Source organism: Pseudomonas sp. Choline-02u-1, from assembly GCF_002836515.1.
GTDB lineage: Bacteria > Pseudomonadota > Gammaproteobacteria > Pseudomonadales > Pseudomonadaceae > Aquipseudomonas.
The window spans coordinates 41948-61361 of record NZ_PJBC01000009.1; the positions used below are offsets into that span (position 1 = coordinate 41948).

General features: G+C 60.0%; 16 protein-coding genes and 2 tRNA genes. 4 read left to right on the forward strand and 14 right to left on the reverse strand.

Going from position 1 to position 19414, the window contains the following annotated elements; all coding sequences use genetic code 11:
- Positions 1 to 32: 32 nt before the first annotated feature.
- From dnaB to rnr, 7 genes are all read right to left on the reverse strand, one after another.
- Positions 33 to 1430 (reverse strand): replicative DNA helicase, encoded by a 1398-nt coding sequence (dnaB, locus tag CXF97_RS07955; RefSeq protein ID WP_101157733.1) that lies wholly within the window; start codon positions 1428 to 1430, stop codon positions 33 to 35.
- Between the two features lie 119 nt (positions 1431 to 1549).
- Positions 1550 to 1996 (reverse strand): 50S ribosomal protein L9, encoded by a 447-nt coding sequence (rplI, locus tag CXF97_RS07960; protein WP_003221136.1) that lies wholly within the window; start codon positions 1994 to 1996, stop codon positions 1550 to 1552.
- Between the two features lie 18 nt (positions 1997 to 2014).
- Positions 2015 to 2908 carry a hypothetical protein gene (locus tag CXF97_RS07965; protein WP_016771937.1) on the reverse strand — a complete coding sequence of 298 codons (894 nt, stop codon included), beginning with the start codon at positions 2906 to 2908 and terminating at the stop codon, positions 2015 to 2017.
- A gap of 36 nt (positions 2909 to 2944) precedes the next feature.
- Positions 2945 to 3175: a 30S ribosomal protein S18 gene (gene rpsR / locus CXF97_RS07970; protein ID WP_002551829.1), complete on the reverse strand. Its 231-nt coding sequence runs from the start codon at positions 3173 to 3175 to the stop codon at positions 2945 to 2947.
- Positions 3176 to 3204: 29 nt separating this feature from the next.
- Positions 3205 to 3627, reverse strand: a complete 423-nt coding sequence (rpsF, locus tag CXF97_RS07975) for a 30S ribosomal protein S6 (protein WP_016771938.1) — start codon at positions 3625 to 3627, stop codon at positions 3205 to 3207.
- 296 nt (positions 3628 to 3923) lie between these two features.
- The gene (gene rlmB / locus CXF97_RS07980) at positions 3924 to 4691 is read right to left on the reverse strand and encodes a 23S rRNA (guanosine(2251)-2'-O)-methyltransferase RlmB (RefSeq protein ID WP_095180954.1); all 768 of its coding nucleotides are present in this window, start codon (positions 4689 to 4691) and stop codon (positions 3924 to 3926) included.
- Positions 4688 to 7318 carry a ribonuclease R gene (gene rnr, locus CXF97_RS07985; protein WP_101157735.1) on the reverse strand — a complete coding sequence of 877 codons (2631 nt, stop codon included), beginning with the start codon at positions 7316 to 7318 and terminating at the stop codon, positions 4688 to 4690. The genes rlmB and rnr overlap by 4 nt, the downstream gene beginning before the upstream one ends.
- A gap of 225 nt (positions 7319 to 7543) precedes the next feature.
- Here rnr and CXF97_RS07990 point away from each other — a divergent pair.
- The 4 genes from CXF97_RS07990 (at position 7544) to CXF97_RS08005 (ending at position 10658) form a co-directional block, all read left to right on the forward strand.
- Positions 7544 to 7630: transfer RNA gene (locus CXF97_RS07990), tRNA-Leu, on the forward strand.
- A 180-nt stretch (positions 7631 to 7810) separates the two neighbouring features.
- A tRNA-Leu gene (locus tag CXF97_RS07995) sits at positions 7811 to 7897 on the forward strand.
- A 185-nt stretch (positions 7898 to 8082) separates the two neighbouring features.
- Complete coding sequence (locus CXF97_RS08000) at positions 8083 to 9093, forward strand: extracellular solute-binding protein (protein WP_101157737.1); 1011 nt, start codon at positions 8083 to 8085, stop codon at positions 9091 to 9093.
- A complete protein-coding gene (locus CXF97_RS08005) occupies positions 9093 to 10658 on the forward strand; it encodes an iron ABC transporter permease (RefSeq protein ID WP_101157739.1) in 1566 nt (521 codons plus the stop codon). Before CXF97_RS08000 ends, CXF97_RS08005 begins: the two co-directional genes overlap by 1 nt.
- 78 nt (positions 10659 to 10736) lie before the next feature.
- On the opposite strand, the gene CXF97_RS08010 is transcribed toward CXF97_RS08005, so the two are convergent.
- The 7 genes from CXF97_RS08010 to hfq all read right to left on the reverse strand — a co-directional run bounded on the left by CXF97_RS08010 (position 10737) and on the right by hfq (position 19367).
- Positions 10737 to 12671, reverse strand: a complete 1935-nt coding sequence (locus CXF97_RS08010; RefSeq protein ID WP_101157741.1) for a methyl-accepting chemotaxis protein — start codon at positions 12669 to 12671, stop codon at positions 10737 to 10739.
- A gap of 138 nt (positions 12672 to 12809) precedes the next feature.
- Positions 12810 to 14099, reverse strand: coding sequence for an adenylosuccinate synthase (locus tag CXF97_RS08015; RefSeq protein ID WP_101157743.1), 1290 nt, complete (start codon positions 14097 to 14099; stop codon positions 12810 to 12812).
- 54 nt (positions 14100 to 14153) lie between these two features.
- Positions 14154 to 15341: an ATP phosphoribosyltransferase regulatory subunit gene (locus CXF97_RS08020; protein WP_016771944.1), complete on the reverse strand. Its 1188-nt coding sequence runs from the start codon at positions 15339 to 15341 to the stop codon at positions 14154 to 14156.
- Between the two features lie 313 nt (positions 15342 to 15654).
- Positions 15655 to 16524, reverse strand: coding sequence for a protease modulator HflC (gene hflC / locus CXF97_RS08025; RefSeq protein ID WP_016771945.1), 870 nt, complete (start codon positions 16522 to 16524; stop codon positions 15655 to 15657).
- Positions 16524 to 17690: an FtsH protease activity modulator HflK gene (hflK, locus tag CXF97_RS08030; protein WP_076565403.1), complete on the reverse strand. Its 1167-nt coding sequence runs from the start codon at positions 17688 to 17690 to the stop codon at positions 16524 to 16526. Before hflK ends, hflC begins: the two co-directional genes overlap by 1 nt.
- Positions 17691 to 17786: 96 nt before the next feature.
- The gene (gene hflX / locus CXF97_RS08035; RefSeq protein WP_042607805.1) at positions 17787 to 19088 is read right to left on the reverse strand and encodes a ribosome rescue GTPase HflX; all 1302 of its coding nucleotides are present in this window, start codon (positions 19086 to 19088) and stop codon (positions 17787 to 17789) included.
- Between the two features lie 12 nt (positions 19089 to 19100).
- Positions 19101 to 19367: an RNA chaperone Hfq gene (gene hfq / locus CXF97_RS08040; protein WP_090280768.1), complete on the reverse strand. Its 267-nt coding sequence runs from the start codon at positions 19365 to 19367 to the stop codon at positions 19101 to 19103.
- Positions 19368 to 19414: the final 47 nt, after the last annotated feature.

The following is a 19414-nucleotide window of genomic DNA, read 5'->3' on the forward strand; positions in this document are numbered from 1 at the left end:
CGAGTGCTGGCCGACGGGTTTCGGCCAGCCTTTTACTCGTCGTCGTCGAAGTTGTAGCTGCCCGGCGCAAGGTTTTCGAAACGGGTGTATTTGCCGATGAACGCCAGGCGGATAAAGCCGATCGGGCCGTTACGCTGCTTGCCGATGATGATTTCGGCGATGCCCTTGTGCTCGGTTTCCGGGTGATACACCTCGTCGCGGTAAACGAACATGATCACGTCGGCGTCCTGCTCGATTGCGCCCGATTCACGCAAGTCGGAGTTCACCGGGCGCTTGTTGGGGCGCTGTTCGAGGGAACGGTTGAGCTGCGACAGGGCGACCACCGGGCAGTTGAATTCCTTGGCCAGGGCTTTCAGGGACCGCGAGATCTCGGAAATTTCGTTGGTGCGGTTGTCACCGCTGGAACCGGGGATCTGCATCAGTTGCAGATAGTCGATCATGATCAGACCGACGTCGCCATGTTCACGCACCAGACGCCGGGTCCGCGCGCGCATTTCCGACGGGCTGATACCGGCGGTGTCATCGATGAACAGTTTGCGATCGTTAAGCAGATTGACCGCCGAAGTCAGGCGCGGCCAGTCATCGTCTTCGAGCTGGCCGGAACGCACCTTGGTCTGGTCGATACGGCCGAGCGAGGACAGCATACGCATGATGAGCGATTCGCCTGGCATCTCGAGGGAGTAAACCAGGACAGCCTTCTCGCTGCGCAACACGGCATTTTCCACCAGGTTCATCGCGAAGGTGGTTTTACCCATCGACGGACGGCCGGCAACGATGATCAGGTCGGACGGCTGCAAGCCGCTGGTCTTCTCGTCGAGATCGGTGTAACCGGTGGAGAGGCCGGTGATCGCGTCTGCAGTGTTGAACAGGGTATCGATACGGTCGATGGCCTTGGTCAGCAAGTCGTTGACACCGACCGGCCCGCCGGTTTTTGGCCGCGCTTCGGCGATCTGGAAAATCTGCCGTTCGGCTTCGTCGAGGATTTCTTCGGCGGTGCGGCCTTCAGGGTTGAACGCGCTGTCGGCAATTTCGGTGCTGATGCCGATCAGTTGGCGCAAGGTCGCACGTTGGCGGACAATCTGCGCATAGGCCTTGATGTTGGCGACCGACGGCGTGTTTTTCGCCAGTTCACCGAGATAGCCAAGGCCGCCCACCTGCGATGTCTGACCTTCCTTGTCCAGTTGCTCGGCAAGGGTCACGACGTCGATCGGCGAGTTCTGGTCGGCCAGTTTGGCGATCGCGCGGAAGATCAGGCGGTGGTCATGTCGATAGAAATCGCCGTCGGAGACTTGATCAAGCACGCGTTCCCAGGCGTTGTTGTCCAGCATCAGACCACCGAGTACAGCCTGTTCGGCCTCGATGGAATGCGGCGGCACCTTCAGGGCAGCGGTTTGCAGATCGTATTGCTCGGGAGCGGAGATATCGTTCATGGCCACTTGAGTATTAGTGAAAAGCAGGGAATTCAGAAAGACAAAGGGCACGACCTGTAAACAGGATCGTGCCCGATGTTAACCGTCTGACGGACAAGCCGCCAGCCGATCGATGTTGCTTAAGCTGCTACCACGACAACGCGTACGGTGGCTTCAACTTCGGCGTGCAGGTGCACAGCCACGTCGAATTCACCCACGTTGCGGATGGTGCCGTTCGGCAGACGAACTTCGCTCTTCTGCACTTCAACGCCGGAAGCGGTCAGTGCATCAGCGATGTCGTGAGTACCGATCGAACCGAACAGCTTGCCTTCGTCGCCAGCGGTGGCAGTGATGGTCACTTCCAGCTCGGCCAGTTGGGCAGCACGGCTTTCAGCCGATGCCTTACGGTCTGCAGCGGCTTTTTCCAGCTCGGCGCGACGCTCTTCGAACGCAGCCAGGTTGGCAGCGGTCGCAGCGGTAGCCTTGCCGAAAGGCAGCAGGTAGTTACGGCCGTAACCGGCCTTAACGTTTACTTTGTCGCCCAGGTTGCCCAGGTTGGCGATTTTTTCCAGAAGGATCAGTTGCATGTGAAAATCCTCTAACTTTTAACCTTCACCGTTCGCGCTGTCGGTGTCTTTCGACACATGACGACCGCGAAAATCAATCAGGCTGTCAACAATGGCCAGAACCACGAGCAACGGATAGATCAGCTGCATGAACAACAGCAGCGTGACGTACAACCCCACCAGCCAGAAACCGGCCAGTCGCTTCTGCCCGACCAGCCCGTGAATCAGGGCCAGCCCGGCGAACACCAGCGGTACACTGCACAACGGCGTCAACATGGCCATCTGTGCACCGAGATTCGGGCCCAGAAGCATCAACGCCAGCAGTAACATCGCCGGCCCCAGCGGGATGCGGATGGCGCGAAACTCGCGACCAAAACCACCCGGGTTGTACAACAACGCCTGCCAATGCCGCCCGACAATCAGGCTCAGCACGCTGACGATCTGCAACAAGGCCGCAATCAGTCCGGTCAGGACCGGTGCAATCAGGGACGCAAAACGCGCTTGCTCATCGACCGACAATTGCTTGTAGGTCTCACCGAGGAGTGCCGGCATGACCTTTATAAGGGCCTGTGCGAGCATCTCGATCTGGGCCGCAAACGCGACCCCGAGCACCACTGAAAACACCACTCCGATCACTACGCTGACCAGCAGCGTGCGGACCCAGGATTCGCTTGCGCGCAAAACCAACGCAAGCCCCGAAGACCCCAGCAGCACCAGAAGTGCCCGTGGGTCGTCGGCATACAGCCACCAGATCAAGGCCGGCAGCAGTCCCAGTGACAGAACGCCAAGGGCGTCCGTCAATCCGCGCCGCAGCAGCACAAGGCTCCCGGCGGCAGCACCCAACCAATACAACAACGGCAATGTTGCACATCCGGCCACCACGAGAGTGGCCTGCATTCGGCCTCGCATGATGAACTCAGCTAAGGCGCGCATGCATTCAATCCTTTGCTACTTGTCGACTGCCCGGTCTCAGCGGCCGTGGCTGTCGGTGTAGGCCAGCAGGGCCAGGAAGCGGGCGCGCTTGATAGCGGTGGCCAGCTGACGCTGATAACGAGCTTTGGTACCGGTGATGCGGCTTGGAACGATTTTGCCGGTCTCGGATACGTAAGCTTTCAGAGTGTTGAGATCTTTGTAATCGATCTCTTTCACGTCTTCAGCGGTGAAGCGGCAGAATTTACGACGACGGAAGAAACGTGCCATTTGATAGGCTCCTTAATAAGGTCCGTGGATTACTCGTCAGCGTTATCGCTGTTGTCGCTGTCATCACTGTCGGTGCCTTCGGCGCCTTCGTGCTCAGGACGGTCGCGACGCTCACGGCGCTCACTGCGGTTTTCTTCAGCCTTGAGCATCTCGGACTGGCCGGTAACGGCTTCGTCGCGACGGATGACCAGGTTACGGATCACTGCATCGTTGTAGCGGAAGTTGTCTTCCAGCTCGGCCAGGGCCTTGCCAGTGCACTCAACGTTCAGCATCACGTAGTGAGCCTTGTGAACATTGTTGATTGCGTAGGCCAGTTGACGACGGCCCCAATCTTCCAGACGGTGGATTTTGCCGCCGTCTTCTTCGATCAGCTTGGTGTAACGCTCAACCATGCCGCCGACTTGCTCGCTCTGATCCGGGTGGACCAGAAAGATGATTTCGTAATGACGCATGAATGCTCCTTACGGGTTGTAGCCTGCCGCTCAAAAACGGTCAGACAAGGAGTGAATGACACTTATGGACTTGCTGGCGCGGGGCACATGCGTGCCTGCCGTCACAGCAAGGGGCGCAATTGTAGAGAAGGGACTGCGGGGGCGCAAGGCAATTGGTGATTATTTGAACAACCATCGGGCGACTTGTGTAGGAGCTGCCGAAGGCTGCGATCTTTTGACTTTGATTTTTTCAAAGCAAGATCAAAAGATCGCAGCCTCGTTTCACTCGACAGCTCCTACAGGGGATTTGCAGCAGGTCAGGACTTCTTCGCAGTAGCCTTGGCTTTTGCGCCGCGCTGGCGCTGGGCTTCGAACAGGCACACGCCAGTGGCGACCGAGACGTTGAGGCTGCTGACGCTGCCAGCCATCGGCAGGTTCACCAGATAGTCGCAGTGCTCGCGGGTCAGGCGACGCATGCCTTTGCCTTCGGCGCCCATGATCAGGATGGTCGGGCCGGTCAGGTCCTGGTCATAAATGCTGACCTCGGCTTCCCCAGCGGTGCCGACTACCCACAAGCCGCGCTGCTGGAGTTTTTCCAGAGTGCGCGCCAGGTTGGTCACAGCCACCAGCGGAATCACTTCCGCAGCGCCACAAGCGACTTTACGTACAACCGGAGTCAGCGTGGCTGACTTGTCCTTCGGCACGATCACCGCCAGCGCACCAGCCGCATCGGCCGAACGCAGGCAGGCGCCGAGGTTGTGCGGATCGGTTACGCCGTCGAGCACCAGCAGCAACGGCGCACCTTCGGTGCGATCGAGCAACTCGTCGAGCATTGCTTCGCCCCAGACCTGGCTCGGACTGACTTCCGCAACCACGCCCTGATGCACGCCTTCAACCCAGGCATCCATTTCGCGACGCTCGGCCTGACCGACCTGAACACGGTTTTCGTTGGCCAGCTCGACCAGCGTCTGCACACGCGGATCGTTGCGGCTTTCCGCCAGCCAGATCTGCTTGACGCGCTTGGGGTGGTGACGCAATAACGCTTCTACCGCGTGAACGCCGTAGATTTTTTCCAACTGACTCATGACTTCGCCTTCGGTTTACGCGCCCCGCCACTCTTGGCTGGAGCGGAACCCGCTTTTGGCGGGCCCTTACGGTGTTTGCTCGGTTTGGCCGGCTTGCCGTCGGTCGCCCTGTCAGGCGCCGACCGCCCGGTCTTTCCCCCGGACGCCGCTTTACCACCGTTTTTCGCATCGGCCAGCAAGGCCTTCTTCAATTCACGGCTTTTGCGCAGCTCGGCGTTTTTCGCCACGGCATCGCTCGGGCGATAGGCTTCGGCACCCTTTTCCTTGGCCGGACGACGGCTGGCGGTTTTCGCTGGTGCCTTTTCTTCCGCAGCCTTGGCAGCAGGCGCAGCGGTTTCGGTGCCACGTTTCTTGCGGCCGATCGGCGCGCTGATGGTTTTCTCCGCCATTTCGAAGTCGATCTTGCGCTCGTCGAGGTCGACGCGCATGACCCGCACTTCAACCGTGTCGCCAAGACGGAAGCTGCGACCGGTGCGCTCGCCCGCCAAGCGGTGATGCACAGGATCGAAGTGGTAGTAATCGCCCGGCAGCGCGGTGACATGCACCAAGCCTTCGACGTAGATATCGGTCAGCTCGACGAACAGGCCGAAACCGGTCACGGCGGTAATCACGCCCGGGAACGACTCGCCGACGCGATCTTTCATGAACTCGCACTTGAGCCAATTGACTACGTCGCGGGTCGCTTCGTCGGCGCGGCGTTCGCTCATCGAGCATTGCTCGCCGAGTTGCTCCAGCGCCGCTTCGTCGTACGGATAGATGCGCGCTTTCGGAATGGTCATCGCACCGGCACGACGGACGTGCGGGGTGTCCTGTTTGGAATGGATCACGCTGCGGATCGCGCGGTGCGTGAGCAGGTCCGGATAACGACGGATCGGCGAGGTGAAGTGGGTATACGCTTCGTAATTCAGGCCGAAGTGGCCGTCGTTTTCAGCGCTGTACACCGCCTGGCTCAACGAACGCAGCATCACGGTCTGGATCAGGTGGAAATCCGGACGGTCCTTGATGCTGGCGAGCAAGGCCTGGTAATCCTTTGGCGACGGACCGTCCTTGCCTTTGTGCAGGGACAGGCCGAGCTCACCCAGGAAAGCCCGCAGTTTTTCCAGACGCTCCGGTGGCGGACCGGCGTGAACGCGATAGAGCGCAGGAATTTCGTGCTTCTTGAGGAATTCGGCGGTGGCCACGTTGGCGGCCAGCATGCATTCCTCGATCAGCTTGTGCGCATCGTTGCGCACGGTCGGGCGGATTTCGGCGATCTTGCGCTCGGAGCCGAAGATAATCCGGGTTTCCTGGGTTTCAAAATCGATCGCGCCACGGACGTGACGGGCGGCAAGCAACACCTTGTACAAAGCGTAGAGCTGTTTGAGGTGCGGCACGACGTCGGTGTACTCACCGCGCAGTTTGCGCGCTTCGGTAGCCTTCGGCGTTTCCAGCATCGCGCTGACCTTGTTATAGGTCAGACGAGCGTGGGAATGGATCACCGCCTCATAGAAGCAGTAGTCGGTCATTTCGCCGGACTTGGAGATGGTCATCTCGCAGACCATGGCCAGACGATCAACTTGCGGGTTCAGCGAGCACAGGCCGTTGGACAGTTGCTCGGGCAGCATCGGAATCACGCGCTCGGGGAAGTACACCGAGTTGCCGCGAACCTGAGCTTCGTTGTCCAGCGCCGAGCCGATCTTCACGTAGCTGGAAACGTCGGCAATCGCCACGTACAACTTCCAGCCACCGGAAAACAGACGCAGCTTGCCCGGTTTGGCTTCGCAGTAGACCGCATCGTCGAAGTCGCGGGCATCTTCGCCGTCGATGGTGACGAACGGCAAATGGCGCAGGTCGATGCGCTTCTCTTTGTCCTTTTCTTCAACTTCCGGCTTGAGCTTGGCGGCTTCCTTCACAACCGCTTCAGGCCAGACGTGCGGAATGTCGTAGGTGCGCAGGGCGACATCGATTTCCATGCCCGGCGCCATGTAATTGCCGACCACTTCGACCACATCGCCTTGCGGCTGGAAACGAGGCGTCGGCCAGTGGGTGATTTTCACCTCGACGAACTGACCGATCTGAGCGTTGGCGTTGCGGCCCGGCGTAACAAGTACTTCCTGCTGGATTTTCGGATTGTCGGCAACCACGAAACCGATTCCGCCTTCTTCGAAGTAGCGGCCAACAATGGTTTCGTGCGCGCGGGACACTACTTCAACGATCACGCCCTCGCGGCGACCACGACGGTCGAGCCCGGAAACCCGAGCCAGCGCACGGTCACCATCGAATACCAGACGCATTTGCGCCGGGCTCATGAACAGGTCGTCGCTGCCATCGTCCGGCACCAGGAAGCCGAAACCGTCACGGTGACCACTGATGCGGCCGAGAATCAGGTCGAGCTTGTCCACCGGCGCATAAGTGCCACGGCGGGTGTAGATCAATTGAGCGTCGCGCTCCATGGCGCGCAAGCGGCGGCGCAGGGCCTCGATCTGGTCTTCAGTGGTCAGACCAAACTCTTCGACCAGTTGCTCGCGGGCAGCAGGCGAACCCCGATCGGCGAGGTGCGCCAGGATCAGTTCGCGGCTGGGAATAGGGTTTTCGTATTTTTCCGCTTCACGAGCGGCCTCGGGATCGAGGGACTGCCAATCGGCCATTAGAGAGTTTTCACCTTGTCTATATGCGGGTTAGTTTGGCATAGGCGCCGGGAAACGGGAAATTTCCGCTTCTATAAGGCTTTGCAAGGCCCTGTATCGACGCTCCGATACCGTTTTGAACGCCGCTGGTAAAAAAATTCAGTTTTTTCTGCGGCAGGGGTTTACAGTTAAAAAGACGCTCCGTATAGTGCGCGCCATCGACGACGCACAAGCGCTTTCGATGATGCCCAGGTGGTGAAATTGGTAGACACGCCAGCTTCAGGTGCTGGTGACCTTACGGTCGTGGAAGTTCGAGTCTTCTCCTGGGCACCAATTTCGAGTTTGAGACTAGATCAGTTTCAAGACTCACACAAAACCCGCGAAAGCGGGTTTTTTGCATGTGCGGGAAAGCTTTTGTTCACGCTGATTTATTAAAACCAAATCAGGGGTTTACAGATCAAAAACGCCTCCGTATAGTGCGCCACATCAACAGCGGCAACGCTTGCGATGATTGCCCAGATGGTGAAATTGGTAGACACGCCAGCTTCAGGTGCTGGTGACCTTACGGTCGTGGAAGTTCGAGTCTTCTTCTGGGCACCAATTCAAATTCAAGGTTCTGACCTTGGATTTCACAGAAACCCGCGAAAGCGGGTTTTTGCGTTTCTGGCTTCCTGAATTTTGCCATCCCTACAGGATCACCAGTCGCCCCACAAGGCGCACTTGAGAAACAATATCGTTTATCATTGTTGCAAGTTTTTGCAATGCGACAGTGAGGAACCCTGCGAATGACGTTTCGAAATACCCTGCGCCGAGGCCTGACCTTCACCCTCCTCGGCCTGGCACTCGCCACTCCCCTCACCCAGGCTGCCGATGCGGTTTCCCTGACTCTCTACAACGGCCAGCACAAGGAAGTCGGCGACGCGATTGCCAAGGCTTTCGAAGCCAAGACCGGCATTCACGTCAACGTGCGCAAAGGCAGCAGCAACCAGCTCGCCAGCCAGATCGTCGAAGAAGGCGATCGCTCCCCCGCCGACGTGATCTACACCGAAGAATCGCCGCCACTGAACAACCTCGGCGAACAGGGCCTGTTGGCCAAGGCCGATGACGCCACGCTGGCAGTTCTGCCGGAAAGATACGTCGCCGCCAACGGCACGTGGATAGGCGTTACCGCTCGCGTACGCGTGGTCGCGTTCAACCCGAAACTGATCGATGAAAAAGACCTGCCGAAATCGGTGATGGAATTCTCCGAGCCACAGTGGCAAGGCAAGGTCGGCTTCGTCCCGACCAGTGGTGCCTTCCAGGAACAGGCCGTTGCGATCATCAAACTGCACGGTCGTGACGCTGCTGAAGAATGGCTGACCGGCCTGCGCGCGTTCGGCAAGACGTACAGCAACAACATGGTCGCGCTCAAAGCCGTGGAAAATGGTGAAGTCGCCACCGTGCTGGTGAACAACTACTACTGGTTCGCCCTGCAGCGCGAGAAGGGCAAGCTGGATTCCAAGCTGCATTATTTCACCGGCGGCGACGCTGGCGGTCTGATCACCGTGTCCAGCGCTGCCGTGCTGAAATCCAGTAAACACCCAAGAGAAGCCCAGCAATTCCTCGCCTTCATGGCCAGCGAAGAAGGACAGCGCGTGATCACTCAGACCACCGCCGAATATCCGCTGCACAAAGGCATGGAATCGGATCGCGGCCTCAAGCCGTTCAGCGAACTGGAAGCGCCGAACGTCACTCCGGCGGATCTGGGCAACGCAGAAGAAGCCTTGGAACTGGAACGCGAAGTTGGTCTGAACTGATGGCAGCATCGTTATCGGCCCCCGCCGCGCGCGGGGGTTACGTGCCACGACGCAAACGGCCGTCGATCTGGCTGGTGCTGCCGGTATTGCTACTGGTGGTCATGAGCCTGCTGCCATTGGCCTATGTCGGACTGAAAGCCTGGCAGGCCGGCTGGGCCGAGGCGCTGCATTTGCTGTGGCGCCCGTATGTGTTCGGCCTGTTGCGCAACACCTTGGCACTGATGGTCGGCGTGACGGTTACCTGCGCCGTGATAGGTCTGTCGCTGGCGTGGCTGCTGGAACGCAGCAATCTGTCGGGCCGTCGGTTATGGGGCGTGGTTCTGTGCCTGCCGTTTGCGGTGCCGGCGTTTGTCAGCAGCTTTACCTGGGTGTCGCTGAGTGCGCAGTTCGAAGGCCTCGGCGGGGCGATTCTGGTGATGAGCCTGTCGAAGTACCCACTGATTTTTCTGCCGGTCGCGGCAACCCTGCGCAATCTCGATCCCTCTCTCGAAGAGTCCGCACGCACGCTGGGGCAGAATCGCTGGGGCGTGTTTTTCCGCGTCACCCTGCCACTGCTGTGGCCATCCCTGCTGGCCGGTTCACTGTTGATTGCGCTACACATGCTGGTGGAATTCGGCGCACTGTCGATCATCGGCCTGCAAACCTTTACCACGGCCATTTATCAGCAATTCGAGCTGGAATTCAGCAACGCCAACGCGGCAATGCTTTCGGCAGTATTGCTGGCGCTGTGTCTGCTGCTGTTGTGGCTGGAGTTGCGCGTGCGCGGCAAGGGCCGGCATGTGCGCACCGGCCAGGGCGCGGCGCGGCGGGCTGAGCAGGTCAAGCTTGGGCCGTGGGCAGCGCTCGGTCAGTTGTATTGCCTGGTGCTGGCGATTATCGGCAGCGGCGTTCCGCTGGGAATGCTGGCCTACTGGCTGGCGGTCGGCTCATCGGCGGCGTTCCCGGTAGCGGCGATCACCGAAGCGCTGCTGTCATCGCTGGCATTGTCGCTGGGTGGCGCGGCGTTGTGCCTGGTGCTGGCCGTGCCGGTCGGCCTGCTGGTGGTGCGCTATAAAGGGCAGTTGGCGATCTGGGCCGAACGTTTGCCGTATCTGCTGCACGCGCTGCCGGGGTTGGTGATTGCGCTGACGCTGGTGTATTTCGCCCTGCACTACGTGCCAGTGCTGTATCAGACCTCGGGACTGCTGCTGATCGCCTATGCGCTGCTGTTTCTGCCATTGGCGCAAGCGCCGATTCGTACGGCGCTGAACAAGGCTGCACCGCAGCTCGAAGAAGCGGCGCGGACGCTGGGCGCGTCGTCATTCACGGCATTTTGCCGGATAACCCTGCCGATTATTTTCCCGGCACTGGGCGCGGCGTTTGCGCTGGTGTTCCTTGATGCGATGAAAGAATTGACCGCAACATTGCTACTCAGCCCGACCGGACTGAATACGCTGGCGACCGAGGTCTGGGCGCATACGGCGAATGTCGAGTTTGCGGCGGCGGCGCCTTATGCGGCGTTGTTGATTCTGGTTTCCGGGTTGCCGGTGTATCTGTTGACGACGCGGATGTATCTGAGCCGCTAAAAGATCGCAGCCTGCGGCAGCCCCTACAGGATGGTGCGTTTCCCTGTAGGAGCTGCCGCAGGCTGCGATCTTCTGATCTTAAGCCCTGAACTGCCCCAAGCTCGCCTTGAGCTGCGCCGCCAGACCATCCAGCACCTTGCCACTGGCCGTCGTCTCCACCACTGCCTGCGCCGCTTTCTCGGCCTGCGCATGAATCGTCTCGACTCGCCCACGTACAGCCTGCGCCCCCTGCGCCTGATGCGCTGCCGCCTGCGTTGCCAGGCCGATCGCCGCGTGCACTTGCTCAACCGAGGCTTGTACCGATTGCTGCAGTCGTGCGCTGTCACGCAGCACCAGCAATCCTTCACTGGCCTGCCGTCCCGCCTGGCCAATCGCCTCGACCGCCTCCCGTGCGCCCTGCTGCAACGCGACGATGTGCGCCTGAATATCGCCCGTCGAGCTTTGTGTCTTGCTCGCCAATGCACGCACTTCGTCGGCGACCACGGCGAACCCACGCCCGGTCTCTCCCGCGCGCGCCGCCTCAATCGCTGCGTTCAAGGCCAGCAGGTTGGTTTGCTCGGCGATACCGTGGATCACCGTCAGCACCACTTCGATCTGCTCACTCTGCTGTGCCAGCCGCTCGATGACTTTCGCCCCGGTGTCGACCTGCCCGGCCAGCGCTTCGATCAGGCCGCCGACCCTGGCCGAGGTGCGGGTGTTTTCATCGGTTGCTTGACGGATTTCCACCACTTGCTTGAGTGCGGCCTGCATCGCATGGCTTTCCGATTGCGCCTCGTCGGCCATTTGCGACAACGCACGCAGGCTCTCGGCAACTTCATCGCGCTGCATGCCGGCTGCCGCATCAGCGCCGGCATTGCGCAGCGTCATTGCGCCAATCTCGACGCCGGTGCGCTGAGCAACATCGCCCGCCTCGCGCACGATCGGCTGCAACTTGTCCACAAAGCGGTTGACCGCCGAAGCCATGTCGCCGATTTCATCCTTGCTGTTGATCTGCACACGCTTGGTCAGATCGCCCTCGCCCGCCGCCAGATCGTCCATCGCCGCGTTGAGCATTTTCAGGCGATTGACTACCCGATGACCGAGCACCACGGCCAGCAAAAGCAGCACGCCGCAACCGACCAGTGCCAGGCCCAGGCCGATGCGCCAGCGCAATGTCGCAGCTGCCTCCTGAACGGTTTGCGCGGTGTTGGCTTTCATTTCGCCGGCGGTGGCTTGCGCCGATTGCAGGCGCGCCTGCATCGCTTTGGCGCTGTCCGCCGCCGCACCTTTGAGGCTGTCGCCGACCAGTTGATCGCTGCTGGCAATCAGCGCCAGGAAGCGTTTGTCGAGTTCGGCCAGATCAGTTTCCACCGAGGCCGTGGAAACACCCATCAGCACCTTGCCGATTTCCACGCCATTGGGATTGATCGAGGCTTCGAGGTAGTAGACCGATGGATCGTTTTTCGCCGCATCCAGCACTTTGTCCAGCGCACGCTCGCCCTGACCTTTTTCCAGCAAGGCCTTGTTGATCGGGTTTTCACGATTGAGGTAACGGGTCAGGTGCTGGCCAGTGGCGTCGTCATAGACGACGAACAGCACGTTGGGGTTGCGCTGGGCGCGGCGAGCGAACTCCGATAGCGTTGGTACGTCACTGTCCCACATGGCACGTGGCGCTACGGACGCAAGCAACTGCGCCATGTCGTTAGCCGAATCCTTCAGATCCTTTTCCAGCGTGGCACGCAGTTGCGCCTGCTCTTCTTTGAGGCGCGCAGACAAACCGGCGGTCAGACGCTGACGAGTGCTGGCCGACAAAGCATCAAGACTGGAAGTGACTTCACGCCCGGCCTGCTCCAGCTCACCGGAGAGCTTTTGACTGTCGGCTCCCAGGCGCACGGCCAGATCGGCTTCCAGCGCCGTGACGGTGCTCCGCGTCAGGGCAACGGCCACCAACACCTGCACCAAAAGGGCGATACCAAGGGTAACGAACACCGGTCGCAGCAAACGGCTTTGTAACAGTGAGAGAACGGCTGACACTTTAAATCCCTCTACGTTGACGCCATTAATTTGATGGCACTCTTGTAGCCAGATTTACAGCAAAGGTCATGCCGTCCAACAGGCATAAACGACAAAGGCCCCGATTAAGGGGCCTTTGTTTTCTACATCAACGACTTATCAAGCAAACGGATGACGCAGAACGATGGTTTCGTTGCGGTCCGGGCCCGTCGAAATAATGTCGATCGGTGCGCCGATCAACTCTTCGACGCGCTTGATGTAGGCGCGAGCATTGGCCGGCAGCTCTTCCAGGGTCTTGGCACCCACGGTCGACTCGCTCCAGCCCGGCACTTCTTCGTACACCGGCTGCAGGCCGACGTAGCTGTCTGCGTCAGTCGGAGCAACTGCGTTGCCCTGCGCGTCTTTGTAGCCAACGCAGATGTTGATGGTTTGCAGACCGTCGAGTACGTCCAGCTTGGTCAGGCAGATGCCCGAGATGCTATTCACGTCGATCGCGCGACGCAGGATGACGGCGTCGAACCAGCCACAACGACGGGCACGGCCGGTGGTGGCGCCGAACTCGTGGCCTTGCTTGGCCAGGTGCGCACCCACGTCATCGAACAGTTCGGTCGGGAACGGGCCGGAACCGACGCGGGTGGTGTACGCCTTGGTGATGCCCAGGATGTAATCGAGGAACATCGGACCAACGCCCGAACCGGTCGCTACGCCACCAGCGGTGGTGTTGGAGCTGGTCACGTACGGGTAGGTGCCGTGGTCGATGTCGAGCAACGAACCTTGTGCGCCTTCGAACATGATGTCCTTGCCGGCGCGACGCAGGTCGTGCAGTTCGGCAGTCACGTCGAGCATCAGCGGCTTGAGCAGCTCAGCGTATTCTTTGCACTCGGCCAGAGTTTTTTCGAACTCGATGGCTGGCTCTTTGTAGTAACCGACCAGCATGAAGTTGTGGTAATCCACCAGCTCACGCAGCTTGTCTTCGAAGCGCGGCATGTTCAGCAGGTCGCCGACACGCAGGCCACGACGGGCAACTTTATCTTCGTAAGCAGGGCCGATGCCGCGACCGGTGGTGCCGATCTTCAGCTCGCCACGGGCCTTTTCACGAGCCTGGTCCAGCGCGACGTGGAAGGACAGGATCAGCGGGCAGGACGGGCTGATGCGCAGGCGCTCGCGCACCGGTACGCCTTTCTCTTCCAGCTTGGTGATCTCGCGCAGCAGGGCGTCAGGTGCAACCACCACGCCGTTGCCGATCAGGCATTGCACGCCTTCGCGCAGCACGCCCGACGGAATCAGGTGCAAAACGGTTTTCTCGCCGTCGATCACCAGCGTGTGGCCCGCGTTGTGGCCACCCTGGTAGCGCACTACGGCGGCAGCATGTTCGGTCAGCAGATCAACGATCTTGCCTTTGCCCTCATCACCCCACTGGGTGCCCAGGACTACGACATTCTTACCCATAACACTTGTCCTCATTCGCGCAAACTTGGTGCCGGCGATGGCCGGCAGGAAAACTCAAGAAGCCAGTGGCGATACTTGCCAAAGCCCGTTCTGCTGAATCAATTGCCGGTCGCAGTCCGCATCACGGGCGGCGGCCAAAGGTTGTCCAGGCAAGGCCTGAACGACACGCTGACCCTCACTGCGCAACTGGCAAACCTGCTGCCAGAGTGCCGCATCCGTACTGTCAGGCATCCAGATACCGCCAGACGGTAGCTCGATCTCAGCACGCCCCAGGGTCACCAGGGTTTTCAAATCGGTAGAGAAACCAGTCGCCGGACGGGCGCGACCGAAGTCGGCGCCGATGTCATCGTAACGACCGCCCTGAGCGATGGACTGGCCAACGCCGGGCACGAACACGGCGAACACCACACCGGTGTGGTAGTGGTAGCCGCGCAACTCGCCGAGGTCGAAATACAGCGGCAGCTGCGGGAAGCGCACGGACAGACGCTCGGCGATCGCCAGCAAGTCTTCCAGCGCCGCCAGAACCGGCGCGGGCGCATTGGCCAGACGCTCGCGGGCAGCGCTCAACACTTCCCGCCCACCGCACAGATCAACCAATGCGCGCAGCATGCCGGACAGATCGGCCGGCAGGCCTTCGGTCAGGGTAATCACTTCATCGATGGCCTTGCGCTGCAGGGCGTCGAACAGCTGCTGCTCGACTTCACCGGACAGACCCGCGGCGCGCGCCAGACCACGGTAGATGCCAACATGTCCGAGGTCCATGTGCACGTCCGGTACATCGGCCAGTTGCAGCATGGCCAGCATCAGACTGATGACTTCGACGTCGCTGCTCGGGCTGGCGTCGCCGTACAACTCGGCGCCCAACTGGATCGGGCTGCGCGAGGAGGACAATGCACGTGGCTGGGCGTGCAGTACGCTGCCGGCGTAGCACAGACGGCTAGGGCCTTCGCGGCGCAGAGTGTGCGCATCGATGCGCGCAACCTGCGGCGTGATATCGGCACGGAAACCCATCTGCCGGCCCGATTGCGGGTCGATGACCTTGAAGGTACGCAGATCCAGGTCCTGGCCCGCGCCGGTCAGCAGGGATTCCAGGTACTCGATATGGGGAGTCACGACGAATTCGTAACCCCAGCTCTGGAACAGATCCAACACCTGACGACGCGCGACTTCAATGCGCGCCGCCTCCGGTGGCAGTACTTCTTCGATGCCATCTGGCAGCAGCCAGCGGTCTACCGTTGCCATTACGCCATTCCCCTTTGATCCGGGCGGCCAGCACGAGGGCGAGCCTTGAGTGAAGCAGAAAATGACCGGGGCGTTCAAAACGCACGCGCATGAACGACGCAGCGAAAGGCCTGTTACTGGCTTCGCCCATCACTTTCCTCGAAAAACGCTCGGGCCGTTCAAACCCGATGCCTGCAACAAAAACAGCAATCAAACGTGCAGACGCAAAAAAGCCGGGAATTTCCCGGCTGCCGCATCATACACACGTTTTCCGAAAGGATCACCCCGCCCGAGGTTTTAGCCGCCGGGCGGAATGATTCAGGTCAACGCCGTGTCAAGGTTTGGCTTTTTCCAGGTAGCGGAAGAAGTCGCTGCTTGGGTCGAGGACCAGGACGTCGGATTTGTTCGCGAAGCTTTCACGGTAGGCACGCAGGCTACGGTAGAAACCGTAGAATTCCTGATCCTGGCCGTAGGCCTTGGAGTAGATCGCAGCAGCCTGGGCGTCACCATCACCGCGAACCTCTTCGGATTCACGATAGGCTTCGGCCAGCAGCACGCGGCGCTGACGATCGGCGTCGGCACGGATGCCTTCGGCCAGCTCGTTACCCTTGGCGCGGTGCTCGCGAGCTTCACGCTCACGCTCGGTGCTCATACGCTCGAACACACTGCGGTTCACTTCTTTCGGCAGATCGATCGCCTTGACCCGGACATCGACCACTTCGATACCCAGCTCTTTTTCGGCCATCTTGTTCAGCGATGCAGTGATGTCAGCCATCAGCGCATCACGCTCACCCGACACCACTTCGTGCAGGGTGCGCTTACCGAACTGGTCACGCAGGCCGGATTCCAGACGACGGGACAGACGCTCGTCGGCGATCTGCTTCAGACCCGAAGTCGCGGTGTAGAAGCGCTCGGCATCTTTCACCCGCCACTTGGCGTAGGCATCGACCATCACGGCTTTCTTTTCCAGGGTCAGGAAGCGCTGCGTCGGTGCATCCAGCGTCAACAGACGCGCATCGAATTTGCGCACCTGGTTAACGTAAGGCACCTTCACATGCAAACCCGGCTGGACATCGGCCTGAACCACACGACCGAATTGCAGCAGCACCGCGCGCTCGGTCTGAGCGACGATGTAGAAGCAATTCCAGCCCACCAGTACCACGACGACGCCAACGATCAGGGCGATCAGCGATTTATTGCTCATCAGCGGGTCTCCCTTGTACGCGTCTGCGGCACGTCAGTGACATGCGGCGTGACGTCCGTGTTGTTGCTGGCGGCCGAACCGGTCACCGGTGCATTACCCGAGCTGTTCTGGATCATTTTGTCCAACGGCAGGTAGAGCAGATTGCTCTGGCCGTTCTTGTTACCGGTCACAAGCACCTTGCTGGTGTTGCTGAAGACTTCCTGCATGGTGTCCAGGTACAGACGCTCGCGGGTGACTTCAGGTGCCTTGCGATATTCGGCTACCAGCTTGGTGAAGCGATCAGCCTCACCCTTGGCGCGCGAGATCGTTTCGTCGCGGTAACCGTTGGCATCTTCGATGATGCGCTGGGCCTGACCACGGGCTTCCGGCACCACGCCGTTGGCGTAGGTTTCGGCCTGGTTGCGCGAACGCTGCTCGTCTTCACGGGCGCGGATCACGTCGTCGAAGGCTTCCTGTACTTCACGCGGTGCCGCTGCGCTCTGCACGTTGACCTGGGTAACGGTGATACCGGTGCGATAGGTATCGAGGAAACGTTGCAGACGCTCCTTGATCTCGCTGGCCATCAATTCACGACCTTCGGTGAGCACCTGGTCCATGGCGGTGGAACCGACCACGTGACGCAGGGCACTTTCAGTCGCGTGCTGCAGGCTGATTTCCGGCTGATCGACGTTCAGCACGAAGTCCTGCAGGTTGCTGATCTTGTACTGCACGGTCAGCGGCACTTCGACGATGTTTTCGTCTTCAGTCAGCATCTGGCCCTGCTTGGAGTACGCACGCTCGCGCGTCACGTTTTCCATGTACTTCTTGTCGATCGGCGGGAAGTAGATGTTCAGGCCCGGGCCAACAGTCTCGTAGTACTTGCCGAAGCGCAGCACCACGGCTTGCTCCTGCTCGTCCACCACGTAGACCGCGCTGTACAGCCAGACAGCCGCCAGCACCACCAGGCCGATGCCGAGCAGGCCGCCGAAGCCGCCACTGCTCCTGCCCGACCCGCCGCCATCATCACCGCGTTTCTTACCACCACCGAACAACCCGTTCAGGCTTTCCTGCAGCTTTCGGAAGGCCTCGTCGAGATCCGGTGGTCCCTTGCGGTCGCCGTTATTGCGGCGCTTGCCACCCCAGGGATCCTGATTATTCGAGTTGCCACCCGGCTCATTCCAAGCCATAGCGCTCTCCATCTGATAAAGCAAAGACGCACCCACGGCGCGCCGACCAATGCTACAGAATGCCTGCCGTTGCGGCACAACCGCTTTTTCAGGCTTTTATTGCAAAGTGTGTTGCTCGATGAATTCCATCGGCTGCAATCCTTCGCGGCTTACCAATCGATTCAGCTCGATCCGGGGCAAACGAACGGCCAGCAGGCTGACACCCTCTTCATCGTATTCTTCTTTCTGCACCGCCCCGAGTTCGAAGAACTGCGCACGCAGTCGAGCGAATCGTTGCGGCAGGCGCAAGGTACCAACGAACAAATCACTGCCGAGCAACTCGGCGATGGCCTGTTCAAGCAGTTCCAGACCGCTGCCATCACGCGCCGAAAGCCAGACCCGTTGCGGCTTGCCATCGGCATCGCGCTGGATCTGCGGCTCGACACCTTCGAGCAAATCGAGTTTGTTATAGACCTCGAGGATCGGCAAGTCCTGCGCGCCAATCTCGCCCAGCACCACCATCACCTGCTCGATCTGCAACATGCGATCCGGTTCGGCCGCATCGATCACGTGCAGCAGCAGGTCGGAATTGCTCGACTCTTCGAGCGTAGACCGAAATGCCTCGACGAGCTTGTGCGGCAGGTGACGAATGAAACCCACGGTGTCGGCCAGAACAATCGGACCGAGGTCGTCAAGCTCCAGACGGCGCAGGGTCGGGTCGAGCGTGGCGAACAGTTGATCGGCCGCGTAGACGTCGGACTTCGTCACGTTGTTGAAGAGCGTCGATTTGCCGGCGTTGGTGTAGCCCACCAGCGAAACGGTAGGTATGTCCGCACGGGATCGGCCGCGGCGCGATTGCTCGCGCTGGCTGCGCACTTTTTCCAGCCGGCCCTTGATCTGACGCAGACGAACCCGCAACAGACGGCGGTCGGTTTCGAGTTGGGTTTCACCCGGGCCGCGCATACCGATGCCGCCACCCTGACGCTCAAGGTGAGTCCAGCCGCGAACCAGCCGCGTGCTCATGTGGTCAAGCTGGGCCAGTTCGACTTGCAGCTTGCCCTCATGGGTGCGTGCGCGTTGGGCAAAAATATCGAGAATCAGCCCGGTGCGGTCGATCACGCGGCACTCGAAAACACGTTCGAGGTTGCGCTCCTGACTGGGCGTGAGAATGTGATTGAAAATCACCAGATCAGCTTCTTCAGCCTTGACCAGGTCGCGTAGCTCTTCGACCTTGCCGCTGCCGATCAGATATTTGGCGGTTGGCCGATGACGCGGCACGTTAAAAAACGCAACGGTCTCGGCGCCGGCCGAATTAGCCAACTCCTGAAACTCCTGCGGATCTTCGCGCGCCTCAGGGTCCTGTCCATCCAAGTGAACGAGGATGACTCGCTCACCACCACCGTGGCGCTCAAAGAACAAAGGAGTCTCCTATCAGGCGTTACCTGGAGCTGGCTCTGCGTCGCCCTGTTCGTTTTCGGTTGCGCTAGGCAGACGAATTGGACGAACCGGTACGACAGTCGAGATAGCGTGCTTGTAGACCATCTGGCTGACGGTGTTTTTCAGCAGGATCACGAACTGGTCGAACGACTCGATCGTCCCTTGCAGTTTGATACCGTTGACCAGGTAAATGGAAACCCCGACTTTCTCTTTACGTAAAGTGTTCAGGTAAGGGTCTTGTAGCGAATGCCCTTTTGACATGTGCCGCACTCCTTTAAGGATTCAATAATAAAAAATAGGTAATTCAG